Here is a 13,137-nt window from a genome sequence, read left to right as displayed (position 1 = left end):
ACCACGCAGATCTACACTCACGTCGCCCGGGCACGTTTGCAGGATCTGCATGCCAAACATCACCCGCGCGGCTGAGCGCCATTTGTCTTGCGACAGGCGCATTCGGCCACGGGAGCCTTATGTGGTAGGCTTTGCCGGTTTGCACGATGGGCGGTTATGACCCGGTGTTCCGGCACGGGCGTTCTGATCGTTCCATTTGTCCGCCTTCAGGAGTTCTCATGCGTCTGACCCAGATTTTCGCCGCCGCAGCCATTGCGTTGGTCAGCACCTTTGCCGTCGCCGATGACGCGGCCGATAAAGCGATTCGCCAAAGCCTGGAAAACCTCCAGCTCGACGTGCCGGTGGACACCATCACCGCCAGCCCGCTGCCGGGCTTGTACGAAGTCAAGCTCAAGGGCAGCCGCGTGCTTTACGCCAGCGCCGACGGCCAGTACATCGTTCAGGGCTACATGTTCCAGCTCAAGGACGGCAAACCGGTCAACCTGACCGAGAAGACCGAGCGCCTGGGCATTTCCAAACTGATCAATGCGATTCCGGTGGCCGAGACCGTGGTTTACCCGGCCGTGGGCGAAACCAAGTCGCACATCACCGTTTTCACCGACACCACGTGCCCGTATTGCCACAAGCTGCACGCCGAAGTGCCTGAGCTGAACAAGCGCGGCATCGAAGTGCGTTACGTGGCGTTCCCGCGCCAGGGCCTAGGCTCGCCGGGTGACGAGCAACTGCAAGCCGTGTGGTGCTCGAAAGACAAGAAAGCCGCCATGGACAAAATGGTCGATGGCAAGGAAATCAAGGCCGCCAAGTGCGAGAACCCGGTTTCCAAACAGTTCGCCCTAGGCCAGTCGATCGGTGTGAACGGTACGCCGGCCATCGTTTTGGCTGACGGACAAGTCATTCCGGGCTACCAGCCTGCGCCACAAGTCGCCAAACTGGCGCTGGGCGCGAAGTAATTCGCATCGTCACGCCCTGGTGTGACGAGCGTGGTCCGGCGGCAGGATTGCCGGGCCATCAACAGAGAGCCGCGAACCTGCGGTTGTTTTCACGGCCGGCCTCGTGTCGGCCGTTTTATGGGGAGTTCACAGTGAAACCGGTCAAAGTAGGCATCTGTGGGTTAGGGACCGTCGGTGGCGGAACCTTCAACGTACTTCAGCGCAACGCCGAGGAAATTGCTCGTCGTGCCGGGCGTGGAATCGAAGTGGCACAAATTGCCATGCGCACGCCAAAGCCTCAGTTCCAGACGACCGGTATTGCGATTACCAACGATGTCTTCGAAGTGGCCACGAACCCTGAGATCGACATCGTCATAGAGCTGATGGGCGGCTATACCGTTGCCCGCGAGCTGGTACTCAAGGCCATCGAGAATGGCAAGCATGTGGTCACCGCGAACAAGGCTCTGATTGCCGTTCACGGTAATGAAATTTTCGCCAAGGCACGCGAGAAAGGCGTGATCGTGGCATTCGAAGCGGCGGTCGCCGGCGGCATTCCGGTGATCAAGGCGATCCGTGAAGGCCTGTCCGCCAACCGTATCAACTGGGTCGCCGGGATCATCAACGGCACCGGCAACTTCATCCTCACCGAAATGCGCGAGAAGGGTCGCACCTTCGAAGACGTGCTGGCCGAGGCGCAAGCGCTGGGCTACGCCGAAGCCGACCCGACCTTCGACGTCGAGGGCATCGACGCCGCGCACAAGCTGACGATCCTGGCATCGATCGCGTTCGGTATTCCGCTGCAGTTCGACAAGGCTTACACCGAAGGCATCACCAAGCTGACCACCGCCGACGTGAACTACGCCGAAGCGCTGGGCTACCGCATCAAGCACCTGGGCGTGGCACGCAGCACCGCCGCCGGCATCGAGCTGCGCGTACACCCGACGCTGATCCCGGCCGATCGTCTGATCGCCAACGTCAACGGCGTGATGAACGCGGTGATGGTCAACGGTGACGCTGCCGGTTCGACCCTGTTCTACGGCGCCGGCGCCGGCATGGAGCCGACTGCTTCGTCGGTGATCGCGGATCTGGTGGACGTGGTTCGCGCCATGACCTCCGACCCGGAAAACCGCGTGCCGCACCTGGCCTTCCAGCCGGACTCGCTGTCGGCCCATCCGATCCTGCCGATCGAAGCCTGCGAAAGCGCCTACTACCTGCGCATCCAGGCCAAGGACCATCCGGGTGTACTCGCTCAGGTGGCGAGCATCCTCTCGGAGCGCGGCATCAACATCGAGTCGATCATGCAGAAGGAAGTCGAGGAACACGACGGCCTGGTGCCGATGATCCTGCTGACCCACCGCGTGCTGGAGCAGCACATCAACGATGCGATCGCCGCCCTCGAAGCGCTGGCGGGCGTGGTCGGTCCGGTTGTGCGGATCCGCGTCGAGCACTTGAACTAAACAGAAACAGCTGCAAGCTTCGAGCTGCAAGCAGCAAGAGAAAAGCAGTCCGGCTTTTACTTGAAGCTTGTAACTCGTAGCTTGAGGCTCAAACCGAAGGTTTGCCCCTATGCGTTACATCAGTACCCGCGGCCAGGCACCGGCCCTGAATTTCGAAGACGTCCTGCTGGCCGGTCTTGCAACCGACGGCGGTTTGTACGTCCCGGAAAACCTGCCACGTTTCACCCAGGAAGAAATCGCTTCCTGGGCCGGCCTGCCGTATCACGAGCTGGCTTTCCGCGTCATGCGCCCGTTCGTCACCGGCAGCATTCCGGACGCCGATTTCAAAAAGATTCTTGAAGAAACCTACGGTGTGTTCGCCCACAACGCCGTTGCGCCGCTGCGTCAGCTGAACGGCAACGAATGGGTGCTGGAGCTGTTCCACGGCCCGACCCTGGCGTTCAAGGACTTCGCCCTGCAACTGCTCGGTCGTTTGCTCGACTACGTGCTGGAAAAGCGCGGCGAGCGCGTGGTCATCGTCGGCGCCACCTCCGGTGACACCGGTTCGGCCGCCATCGAAGGCTGCAAGCACTGCGAAAACGTCGACATCTTCATCCTGCACCCGCACAACCGTGTGTCCGAAGTGCAGCGTCGGCAGATGACCACCATTCTCGGTGAGAACATCCACAACATCGCCATCGAAGGCAACTTCGATGACTGCCAGGAAATGGTCAAGGCCAGCTTCGCCGACCAGAGCTTCCTCAAGGGCACCCGTCTGGTGGCAGTCAACTCGATCAACTGGGCGCGGATCATGGCCCAGATCGTTTACTACTTCCACGCAGCGCTGCAATTGGGCGGCCCGGCGCGTTCGGTGTCGTTCTCGGTGCCGACCGGCAACTTCGGCGACATCTTCGCCGGTTACCTGGCGCGCAACATGGGCCTGCCGATCAACCAGTTGATCGTCGCCACCAACCGCAACGACATCCTGCACCGCTTCATGAGCGGCAACCAGTACGTCAAGGAAACCCTGCACGCGACGCTGTCGCCGTCGATGGACATCATGGTCTCGTCGAACTTCGAACGCCTGCTGTTCGACCTGCACGGTCGCAACGGCGCAGCGATTGCCGGGCTGATGGATTCGTTCAGGCAGGGCGGCGGCTTCAGCGTCGAACAGGAACGCTGGACCGAGGCACGCAAACTGTTCGACTCGCTGGCTGTGGACGATGCGCAAACCTGCGAAACCATCGCCGAAGTCTACGAGCAGACCGGGGAAGTGCTGGATCCGCACACGGCCATCGGCGTGAAGGCCGCTCGTGAATGTCGTCGCAGCCTGGACATCCCGATGGTGATTCTGGGCACGGCGCATCCGGTCAAGTTCCCGGACGCGGTGGAGAAAGCCGGTGTAGGAAAAGCTCTCGAACTGCCTGCACATCTTTCTGATTTGTTTGAGAGAGAAGAGCGCTGCACTGTGCTGGCGAACGAGCTCAAAGCCGTACAAGCCTTTGTCAGCCAGCATGGCAACCGCGGCAAGCCTCTTTAAGACCGCAAAGCTGTCACATTTTGAAGCCCGTCTCCTGACGGGCTTTCTTGTTTTTGCATGCCACACTGCGCGCGTTTCGCCCACGAAGGACGGGCGAGTCGATGACGAAGGATGTGGCAATGCGGTTTTTTTCAGGATTGAAACCAGCCCTGTGCTGGTTGTTTTTATCGGGGAGCTTCGGGTTGTCACAGTGGGTCGAAGCCGCCCATCTGGCGAGACACCCCGACACGGTGGAGGCTATTCAGCCCATCGAGCTGGATGAGCATGAGCGTCAGTGGATTCGAGATAACCCTCGTGTGACCGTCGCCTCTGTGCAATACCCGTTGTATCTGTTTCAGGACGAACATGGCCAATGGAGCGGCCTGAACAACGATGTGCTCAAGCACATCAGCGCCATGACCGGATTGCAGTTCGTTCATCAGGAATCGTTTTCCACCGACCACATGCTGGAACGGCTCCAGAGTGGCGTGGCCGACATCAGCACGACGTTGGCAATGAACGAGGAGCGCAAGGCATTTCTGGACTTCAGTCACGCGTTCGGCGGTGCAGGGTGGGTGTTCGTCGGTCATTCAGGCGAACCGGCAATACGGTCGCTCGATATGCTGTCCAAGCGAGTCCTGGTGCTGCCGGCCCGGCATGCGCTGGAGGACGGCATTCGACGCGACTACCCATCGATCCCGATTCGTTCGGTCAAGACCTATGCCGAGGCTCGGGCGCTGGTGGAAAGTGGCGAGGCCTATGCCACCATCGAAAACGAGATCGGCGCTCAGCTGTTTCCCTCCGGCCTGCTCAAGGTCGGTGGTCTCGTGGAGGGCAAGTGGGAGGCCGACCATCTGGCAGTACGCAAAGGCTTGCCCGAGCTGGTGAGCATCCTCAACAAGGCATTGGGCGCCTTCTCCGCGGCGGAGCTTCGTTCCATGCGCCTGAAGTGGCTGGATGGCGTCTCTCCTGCGCCGACACCCTCGATCGGCTCGCTCCTGATCAAGTGGGGTTGCTGGGCGATGGGCGGGCTTGGCGTGTTCGGGCTATTGCCTTTGATGTGGAACCGTCGACTGGCGGCAGAAGTGAAGCAGCGACGGGCAGCCGAAAAGAATCTGGGTGATCAACTGGCCTTTCAACATGCATTGATCGATGCGATGCCCGACCCCGTGTTCGTGCGCGATCTGCAGGGTCGGTTGATCATGTGCAACCGCAGTTACGAAGATGCGCTGTCGGTCCGGCAGGAGCAGGTGCAGGGCCGGATGCTGTTCGAGTTCGATGCACTTCCACAGGCCACGGCATTGATGCTGCACGACGAATTCATGGCGCAGCTGGGTACGCGTAAAACACGCTTCAGCAAGCGGCAACTGATGTTCAAGAGCGGCCCCCGTCAGATCTATCAATGGACGGTGCCGTTTTATAGTGTCGATGGAAAACTGCGAGGCCTGCTCGGGGGCTGGACGGACATCACCGAGCGGCGGAAGGAGAGCGGGTGTCGATGTCTGCATTAAAGATGGGAAAAGTCCTATAAGCAGCGATTCCTTTTCTGATGGGAGGCTTAGGACCACTGCCCTAGAGTGACAGGCCACTGCGGCGTGAATCCGCGATTGTCGCTCCAGAGGTCGTCCCATGCGCTCGCTCAAGATCCTGATTCTAGAACCCAATCCGTTCCAGCTGATGGCGTTGCACCAGATGCTCAACGCCATTGGTATCTACGATGTTCTGACCGCACCGTCGCTGGGCTCGGCAAAGCGCTCACTGGAACGTCGCGGAGCCGTCGACATCACCCTGTGCAATCCACAATTGCAGAACGGTGACGGGCTGGCGCTGATCCGGCATATGGCCGACCGGCAGGAAGCACGTGCACTGATTCTGCTGGGGGCTGTGGCACCCACCCTGCTGGACGATCTGGAAACCTTGCTGGGCGAGCACCGGATCATATTGCTGGGCCGCCTGCACACTCCCGTTTCGGCGGTATTGATGAGGGCACTGCTGGACACCTACATGACCATCCCCAGGCATTCCGTCGACGCTTGACCCCCACGGTTATTTTTCTGTCATCTTCACCATGCATGCTCCGATAGGCCGGTGACGCTCCGGGAGAGGCCGGTGACAAGCAGAACTTTCTTCTCGGGCCGGTGGTCATTTACTGTGAACACGCCCCAGACACTGTGTTTTCGGACTATTGAGTGGAGATCGAGATGGAAAGTATCAGTCTATTGCTCGGTGAGGCTCTGAGCCCGTATCAAGTGACGTTGACCCCTCGCGGTCGCCATGGCGAATGCCTGGTGACCTTGAAGAACGGCAGCGGCGCGATCGTGGTGGAGCGCGAATTCAATCAGGCGCAATTGAGCGACAAGCGCCAGCTGACGGATGTGGTCGACGGCCTGCACCGTGACATCCTGATTGCCGAAGGCCGGCTGGAACCCTGTGTGATCGCGGCGTTGCGAAACGCAGCCCTCGACAAGCACCCGACCCTCTGAAACTGATTTTTCATTTGTGGGAACCTTCCTGCACCCAAGTCAGTCAGACCCCGTAACAGCAGGATCAAGCATTGTGCTCCGGTGCTTGTCGCTTGCTGCTACGGGTCTTTGATACAGACCACGTTTAACCCCGAGTCGTCTCCCCACTTCTCGGGGTTTCTTTTTGCCCGGATTTCACTGCGCGGCCTGTTGCTCGAAGAAAATCCGCGCCTGTTCCAGATAATCCTGGCGCCTCTCGGGGTCGAGCCAGTCGGCGTAGAGCTGGTTGAGATGCTCGTGGGGCAGGGTGCGTAACAACTGATTGATTTCCGTGATCGCCTGTCGACCCGCCGTGGTGTCGGTGCAGCCGACATGGCCCGACAGGTACTTGCCCGTGCCGCGAATCGGGAAGAACAGCAGTTCGTCCTCGGCGATCTCGGCCTGCCGCGCCTGATAACGGATCTCCGGCCAGTAACCCAGCACCACTTGCAAACGCCCCAGACGCTGCATCGACAGCAGGCTGCTGAGCGCATCGTTGCCGTAGTGCGGCGTCAGCGCGCCGGTTGGTGCCTGATGCAGCAATGTATCGATGTACTCGCCATAACTGCGTTCCGCCACCACTCCGACTTTTCGCTCGCCGTTGGCCAGAAACGCCGACAGATCGACTTCGTCCTCGACCAGAAACGGCTCCAGCACTTCGCGGTCTCTCTGACGCACCACCAGACCATTGCTGACCGCGCGAAACGCGGGAATGGAGAACGCGATCCACTGTGCCCGTTCCTTGTTCCAGATCAGCGACGGATCGCAGGCGAAGAGATGTTCATGCAGCATTTGAGTGCCACGGGCGCGATTGACCCGCATCAAGGTGTGTTCGTATTGCGGCATGCCGGCAATCAGCATCGGCATCAATTGATCGATAACGCCCTGGCCTTTTTTCGGACCCTCGAAGATCGTCAGCGGCGGCAGGTCGCGCAATAGCCAGATCAGCGTTGGCTTGGCCTGCACCCACGCCGGTAGCACCAGCAGGAATAACAGGCCAAACAACCGCCAGGTCCACCAATGGTGGGCGCGGTTCGAAGCCGAGGGCATCAGGCGCTTCAGCTCAGATGGCTCCGTCTTCGCGCAGGCGGGCGATCTGCTTCTCGTCGTAGCCAAGATCGTGGAGTACCTGCGCATTGTGTTCACCGAGCTGCGGTCCGACCCATTCGGACGTGCCGGGTGTCTCAGAGAGTTTCGGCACGATGCCCGGCATCTTGAAGGGTTTGCCATCCGGCAGTTTGGCGTGCAGGAACATTTCCCGGGCCAGGTACTGCGGATCGTTGAACATGTCTTCGGCGCTGAATATCCGGCTGGCCGGGACTTCAGCCTGGTTCAGCAGGTCCAGCACGGTTTGCAGCGGCAGCGAATTGACCCAGCGGTCTATCACGCCGTACAACTCATCGCGGCGGGTGTCGCGCCCGTCGTTGCTGGCCAGCGCCGGATCATTGGCCAGATCTTCACGGCCGATGATCAGCATGAAGCGCTTGAAGATCGCATCGCCGTTGGCGCCGATCTGCACGTGTTTGCCGTCGGCGCTGGTGTGGATCGATGATGGTGTGATGCCCGGCATGATGTTGCCGGTGCGCTCACGAATGAAGCCGAACACATCGAACTCCGGCACCATGCTTTCCATCATGGCGAAGATCGCTTCGTACAACGCCACATCGACCACCTGGCCGAGACCGCCGTTGACCTCGCGATGACGCAGGGCCATCAACGCACCGATCACGCCCCACAAAGCAGCAATCGAATCGCCAATGGAAATCCCGGTGCGCACCGGCGGGCGGTCTTCGAAACCGGTGATGTAGCGCAGGCCGCCCATGGATTCGCCGACCGCGCCGAACCCAGGCTGATCTTTCATCGGCCCGGTCTGGCCGAAGCCGGACAGGCGCACCATCACCAGTTTCGGGTTCAGCGCATGCAGGGTTTCCCAGCCCAGGCCGAGTTTTTCCAGCACGCCGGGGCGGAAGTTCTCGATCAGAATGTCGGCTTCAACCAGCAGTTTTTTCAGGATCGCCAAGCCGTCGGGGTGTTTCAGGTTCAGCGTCAGGGACTTTTTGTTGCGCGCCTGGACGAACCACCACAGCGAGGTGCCTTCGTACAACTTGCGCCATTTGCGCAGCGGATCACCGCCGTCCGGCGACTCGATCTTGATCACTTCGGCGCCGAACTCGCCGCAGATGCGCGAGGCAAACGGCCCGGCAATCAAAGTACCCAATTCAATGACTTTCAGACCGCTGAGCGGTTTGTTGGCGAACGGCATGCGAGATCCTGTAGGACAAGGCTGAGCAGATACAGCGTTTTAACATAGCCGGCTGTCAGTCGCGCAAGGTTGATCGCCATCAATTCGTGGATTGCCTACAGCATCGGTTAGACTTGCCGACTTTCCTCGTATCAAGAAGCCCGTTCATGGCCCAGCCGTCCACTACCTACAAATTCGAACTGAACCTCACCGATCTCGACCGCAGCGTCTACGAGAACGTGAAGCAGACCATCGCCCGTCACCCTTCGGAAACCGAAGAACGCATGACCGTACGCCTGTTGGCCTACGCGCTCTGGTACAACGAGCAACTGTCGTTCGGTCGTGGTCTGTCGGACGTGGACGAACCTGCGCTGTGGGAAAAGAGCCTGGATGATCGTGTCCTGCACTGGATCGAAGTCGGCCAGCCGGACGCGGATCGCCTGACCTGGTGCTCCCGTCGCACCGAGCGCACCAGCCTGTTGGCCTACGGCAGCCTGCGTGTCTGGGAAGGCAAGGTGATCCCGGCGATCAAAAATCTGAAGAACGTCAACATTGCCGCCGTGCCGCAGGAAGTGCTGGAAACCCTGGCCCAGGACATGCCCCGCGTCATCAAGTGGGACGTGATGATCAGCGAAGGCACGATCTTCGTCACTGACGACCGTGGCCAGCACGAAGTCCAGCTCACCTGGCTGCAAGGCGATCGCGGCTAAGTCCGCGTTACTCCCGAAAAATCCCACGTATTCAAGAGAAGCTTCTGTCACCCCATGCGTATCGATCCTCGCCCGTTGCCCGCCACTCTGCCGTTTCTCGGTGAACTGCCACCGCTACTGACCCGCCTGTACGCGGCGCGGGGCGTGCAGTCCGAGGCGGAGCTGGACAAGAGCCTGGCGCGGTTGATTCCGTTCCAGCAGCTCAAAGGGATCGATGCGGCGGTGGACCTGCTGGTGACGGCGCTGGAGCAGCGTCAGCGGATCCTGATCGTCGGCGACTTTGACGCCGACGGCGCGACGGCCAGCACCGTGGGCGTGCTCGGTTTGCGCCTGCTGGGCGCGGCGCACGTCGATTATCTGGTGCCGAACCGCTTTGAATACGGCTACGGCCTGACCCCGGAAATCGTCGAAGTCGCGATGACCCGCGAGCCGCAACTGTTGATCACCGTCGACAACGGTATTTCCAGCGTTGAAGGTGTAGCGGCCGCGAAGCGCCATGGCCTGAAGGTTTTGATTACTGACCACCACTTGCCCGGCGATGAGCTGCCGCATGCAGATGCGCTGGTCAATCCGAACCAGCCCGGCTGCGAGTTTCCGAGTAAGGCGCTGGCCGGGGTCGGGGTGATTTTCTATGTGTTGATGGCCTTGCGCGCACGCCTGCGCAGCCTCGGCTGGTACGAGAGCAAACCACAGCCGAACATCGGCGAACTGCTGGATCTGGTGGCGCTGGGCAGCGTCGCCGACGTGGTGCCGCTGGATGCCAACAACCGGATTCTGGTGCACCAGGGCCTGGAACGAATTCGCGCCGGACGTGCGCGGCCGGGGATCAAGGCGATCCTGGAAGTGGCCAAGCGTGAGGCTTCGCGCATTACGTCTACCGACCTCGGTTTTATCGTCGGCCCGCGTCTGAACGCGGCGGGGCGTCTGGATGACATGAGCCTGGGCATTGAATGCCTGCTGACCCACGACCCTGCGCTGGCCCGGGAAATGGCCGCACAACTGGACGGCATGAATCAGGACCGCAAATCCATTGAGCAAGGCATGCAGCGTGAAGCGCTGGCCCAGCTCAAGGACTTGCCGGTTGAGTCGATGCCGTTCGGTCTTTGCCTGTTCGATCCGGAATGGCACCAGGGCGTCATCGGTATCCTGGCTTCGCGGATGAAGGAGCGGTATTTCCGCCCGACCATCGCCTTCGCCGATGCCGGTGACGGCCTGCTCAAGGGCTCGGGGCGTTCGGTGCAGGGTTTCCATATTCGTGACGCGCTGAGCGTGGTCGCGGCACAACATCCGGATCTGATCAGTAAGTACGGTGGCCACGCGATGGCGGCCGGTCTGACCTTGCCGCAGGAGAATTTTCCGTTGTTCGCCGAGGCCTTTGACGCCGAAGTGCGTAGGCAACTTCGCGAGGAAGATCTGACAGGGCGTCTGCTATCGGACGGCACGCTGGCGGTCGAGGAATTTCATCTGGAACTGGCTCGCGCCCTGCGCCACGCCGGGCCGTGGGGCCAGCATTTCCCGGAGCCGCTGTTTCACGGGGTGTTCCAGTTGGTCGAGCAGCGAGTGGTCGGCGAGCGGCACCTGAAAGTGGTACTGAAGACCGAATGCGGTTCGGTGAAGCTCGATGGCATCGCCTTCGGCATCGATCGCGATATCTGGCCGAACCCGACGATCAAATGGGTCGAACTGGCCTACAAGCTCGATCTCAACGAGTTTCGCGGCAATGAGACCGTGCAGTTGATGATCGCCCACATCGAACCGCGCTAAAGGACTTTGCGCCCCTTAACTGAAGGGGCGCAGGAAGCTTCAATTGTGCTGTTTCATTTCTGAACCCTCCCTCATCCCCGGATGTCGACTAGGCTCTAAGCACTGCTTGATTGGCCTTGTGACGTCTTGTCGAATTTTTTGCCCGCGGGGGCGGGTGCTGCACCTTTTTCCTGTCACTCGTCGACTTTTCAAACAGAACCCTGGAGCCTGCCCACTGATTTGAGAGGTGCCCCATGAGTCTGCTGCTTGAACCCTTTACCCTTCGCCAACTGACCCTGTCCAACCGCATCGCCGTGTCGCCCATGTGCCAGTACTCCAGCGTCGATGGCCTGGCCAACGACTGGCATCTGGTGCACCTCGGCAGCCGTGCCGTGGGGGGCGCTGGCCTGGTATTCACCGAAGCCACGGCGATCACGGCCGACGGGCGGATTACCGCCGAAGACCTGGGCCTGTGGAACGACGAACAGATCGCACCGCTGCAACGCATCACCCGTTTCATCAATGCGCAGGGCGCAGTGGCCGGCATTCAACTGGCCCACGCCGGGCGCAAGGCCAGCACCCACCGGCCGTGGATCGGCAAGCACGGCAGCGTCAAACCGGAGGACGGTGGCTGGACGCCGGTCGGGCCTTCGCCGATTGCCTTTGACCCGCAACACACCCAGCCGAAACAACTGGATGAAGGGCAGATCGCCCAGGTCATTCAGGACTTCGTGGCCGCAGCCAAACGTGCGCTGACCGCCGGTTTCAGTGTGGTCGAGGTGCATGCGGCGCACGGTTATCTGCTGCACCAGTTTCTGTCGCCGCTCAGCAACCAGCGCCGCGACCAGTACGGCGGTTCGTTCGAAAATCGCATTCGTCTGGTGCTGCAAGTGACCGAGGCGGTACGCGCGGTGTGGCCGGAAGAACTGCCGGTGTTTGTGCGCCTGTCGGCCACCGACTGGGTGGAGGACGGCTGGAATCCGGATGAAACCGTGGAGCTGGCGCGACGCCTGAAAGCCTTGGGGGCTGATCTGATCGATGTGTCATCGGGTGGCACGGCGGTCAATGCCGAAATCCCCGTGGGGCCGGGTTATCAGACGCGCTTCGCCGAACGTGTACGCAAGGAGTCAGGCATCGCCACCGGCACCGTGGGAATGATTACCGAGCCGGCCCAAGCCGAGCACATCCTGCGAACCTGTCAGGCCGACATCATCTTCCTCGCCCGTGAGTTGCTGCGTGATCCTTACTGGCCGCTGCATGCCGACGATGACCTGGGCGGACGCAAAGCGGTGTGGCCGGCGCAGTATCAACGTGCGACTCATCGGGATCAGCCGATTCACGAGTCTGATCTGCGGGATTGATTCCGACTGGTCGCAAAGCCTATAAAACCCGCCATTGAACCGGCGGGTTTTTTCTTGCCTGTCGTTTGGAATCGCGAAGGAATGGATCGCAATGTTGATCGAACGAGAGCTGACTGAATCGGACTTGCCGCTGCTTGCGTTGATCGACCGCAGTGAACTGGTCGAAGAGTGCTATCGCGTGGAAAACGGTGAGCTGATTCTGTATCCGGCGCGTTTCGACATGCGCGGCTGGCCCGAAGGGGAGGCGGCGGAAAATGCGCGGGTATTGGAAAAGTGCTGGCGCAGCGGCGGGTGGCTACACGGGATTTTCGATGGAGAGACACTGGTGGCGGCGGTGGTTGTGGATAACCGGGTTATTCACAATCAGGGTCTGAACATGCGGCAGTTGAAGTTTCTGCACATCAGCCGTGCCTGGCGTGGGCAGGGGCTTGGCGGGCGATTGTTTGCCCTGGCCTGCGAGCATGGTCGGGAGGTCGGTGCAGCGGCGTTGTACGTGTCGGCGACCGAGTCGCGCAATACCGTGGAGTTCTACCAGCGCCAGGGCTGCCGGTTGCTGGCACAACCGGATCCCGAGTTGTTTGCACTCGAACCTCACGATATCCACTTTTACTGTCGCCTGGACTGACGCCATCGCGAGCAAGCTCGCTCCCACAGGTTTCGGTTGTACACAAACGCTGTGATCAATCGATATCCATG

General features: G+C 60.6%; 13 protein-coding genes. 11 read left to right on the top strand and 2 right to left on the bottom strand.

The annotated features are described in order from the left end of the window. The 7 genes from AC07XZ_RS13610 to AC07XZ_RS13580 all read left to right on the top strand — a co-directional run. On the top strand, positions 1-75 hold a 75-nt coding region (locus AC07XZ_RS13610), incomplete at its 5' end, for a hypothetical protein (protein WP_256590599.1). Between the two features lie 143 nt (positions 76-218). Then, positions 219-950 carry a bifunctional protein-disulfide isomerase/oxidoreductase DsbC gene (dsbC, locus tag AC07XZ_RS13605; protein ID WP_007954633.1) on the top strand — a complete coding sequence of 244 codons (732 nt, stop codon included), beginning with the start codon at positions 219-221 and terminating at the stop codon, positions 948-950. A gap of 131 nt (positions 951-1,081) precedes the next feature. Further along, positions 1,082-2,386, top strand: a complete 1,305-nt coding sequence (locus AC07XZ_RS13600) for a homoserine dehydrogenase (RefSeq protein ID WP_018926703.1) — start codon at positions 1,082-1,084, stop codon at positions 2,384-2,386. Between the two features lie 109 nt (positions 2,387-2,495). After that, positions 2,496-3,905: a threonine synthase gene (gene thrC / locus AC07XZ_RS13595; protein ID WP_085747023.1), complete on the top strand. Its 1,410-nt coding sequence runs from the start codon at positions 2,496-2,498 to the stop codon at positions 3,903-3,905. 119 nt (positions 3,906-4,024) lie between these two features. Then, positions 4,025-5,395, top strand: coding sequence for a transporter substrate-binding domain-containing protein (locus tag AC07XZ_RS13590; protein ID WP_102688612.1), 1,371 nt, complete (start codon positions 4,025-4,027; stop codon positions 5,393-5,395). Positions 5,396-5,513: 118 nt separating this feature from the next. After that, a complete protein-coding gene (locus tag AC07XZ_RS13585; RefSeq protein WP_085747025.1) occupies positions 5,514-5,921 on the top strand; it encodes a response regulator in 408 nt (135 codons plus the stop codon). Positions 5,922-6,085: 164 nt separating this feature from the next. Beyond that, the gene (locus AC07XZ_RS13580) at positions 6,086-6,367 is read left to right on the top strand and encodes a DUF3509 domain-containing protein (protein ID WP_085747026.1); all 282 of its coding nucleotides are present in this window, start codon (positions 6,086-6,088) and stop codon (positions 6,365-6,367) included. A 174-nt stretch (positions 6,368-6,541) separates the two neighbouring features. Here the strand turns inward: AC07XZ_RS13580 and AC07XZ_RS13575 are convergent, their stop codons facing one another. Both AC07XZ_RS13575 and AC07XZ_RS13570 read right to left on the bottom strand, forming a co-directional pair. Continuing rightward, positions 6,542-7,435 (bottom strand): TIGR02285 family protein, encoded by an 894-nt coding sequence (locus tag AC07XZ_RS13575; RefSeq protein WP_256590598.1) that lies wholly within the window; start codon positions 7,433-7,435, stop codon positions 6,542-6,544. Positions 7,436-7,448: 13 nt separating this feature from the next. After that, on the bottom strand, positions 7,449-8,648 hold the full coding sequence (locus AC07XZ_RS13570) for a CaiB/BaiF CoA transferase family protein (RefSeq protein ID WP_102688611.1): 1,200 nt from the start codon (positions 8,646-8,648) through the stop codon (positions 7,449-7,451). Between the two features lie 146 nt (positions 8,649-8,794). Here AC07XZ_RS13570 and AC07XZ_RS13565 point away from each other — a divergent pair, with 146 nt between their 5' ends. The 4 genes from AC07XZ_RS13565 to AC07XZ_RS13550 all read left to right on the top strand — a co-directional run bounded on the left by AC07XZ_RS13565 (position 8,795) and on the right by AC07XZ_RS13550 (position 13,066). Continuing rightward, positions 8,795-9,337, top strand: coding sequence for a YaeQ family protein (locus tag AC07XZ_RS13565; RefSeq protein ID WP_102688610.1), 543 nt, complete (start codon positions 8,795-8,797; stop codon positions 9,335-9,337). A gap of 54 nt (positions 9,338-9,391) precedes the next feature. Continuing rightward, complete coding sequence (gene recJ / locus AC07XZ_RS13560) at positions 9,392-11,101, top strand: single-stranded-DNA-specific exonuclease RecJ (RefSeq protein WP_102688609.1); 1,710 nt, start codon at positions 9,392-9,394, stop codon at positions 11,099-11,101. A 233-nt stretch (positions 11,102-11,334) separates the two neighbouring features. After that, complete coding sequence (locus AC07XZ_RS13555) at positions 11,335-12,441, top strand: NADH:flavin oxidoreductase/NADH oxidase (protein ID WP_085747028.1); 1,107 nt, start codon at positions 11,335-11,337, stop codon at positions 12,439-12,441. 91 nt (positions 12,442-12,532) lie between these two features. Next, positions 12,533-13,066 carry a GNAT family N-acetyltransferase gene (locus AC07XZ_RS13550; RefSeq protein WP_085747029.1) on the top strand — a complete coding sequence of 178 codons (534 nt, stop codon included), beginning with the start codon at positions 12,533-12,535 and terminating at the stop codon, positions 13,064-13,066. Positions 13,067-13,137: the final 71 nt, after the last annotated feature.

Source organism: Pseudomonas sp. GW458-11-26-14-LB4, assembly GCF_059423925.1.
Note: the sequence above shows the minus strand (reverse complement) of the source record. Positions and strands in the feature narration are given on the sequence as shown.

Bases quoted from the DNA above. Each gene is read 5' to 3' on its own strand.
- AC07XZ_RS13565 (WP_102688610.1), top strand. From the start codon at position 8,795: ATGGCCCAGCCGTCCACTACCTACAAATTCGAACTGAACCTCACCGAT.
- AC07XZ_RS13590 (WP_102688612.1), top strand. From the start codon at position 4,025: ATGCGGTTTTTTTCAGGATTGAAACCAGCCCTGTGCTGGTTGTTTTTA.
- thrC (WP_085747023.1), top strand. From the start codon at position 2,496: ATGCGTTACATCAGTACCCGCGGCCAGGCACCGGCCCTGAATTTCGAA.
- AC07XZ_RS13575 (WP_256590598.1), bottom strand. From the start codon at position 7,435: ATGCCCTCGGCTTCGAACCGCGCCCACCATTGGTGGACCTGGCGGTTG.
- AC07XZ_RS13550 (WP_085747029.1), top strand. From the start codon at position 12,533: ATGTTGATCGAACGAGAGCTGACTGAATCGGACTTGCCGCTGCTTGCG.
- AC07XZ_RS13585 (WP_085747025.1), top strand. From the start codon at position 5,514: ATGCGCTCGCTCAAGATCCTGATTCTAGAACCCAATCCGTTCCAGCTG.
- AC07XZ_RS13555 (WP_085747028.1), top strand. From the start codon at position 11,335: ATGAGTCTGCTGCTTGAACCCTTTACCCTTCGCCAACTGACCCTGTCC.
- recJ (WP_102688609.1), top strand. From the start codon at position 9,392: ATGCGTATCGATCCTCGCCCGTTGCCCGCCACTCTGCCGTTTCTCGGT.
- AC07XZ_RS13580 (WP_085747026.1), top strand. From the start codon at position 6,086: ATGGAAAGTATCAGTCTATTGCTCGGTGAGGCTCTGAGCCCGTATCAA.
- dsbC (WP_007954633.1), top strand. From the start codon at position 219: ATGCGTCTGACCCAGATTTTCGCCGCCGCAGCCATTGCGTTGGTCAGC.
- AC07XZ_RS13570 (WP_102688611.1), bottom strand. From the start codon at position 8,648: ATGCCGTTCGCCAACAAACCGCTCAGCGGTCTGAAAGTCATTGAATTG.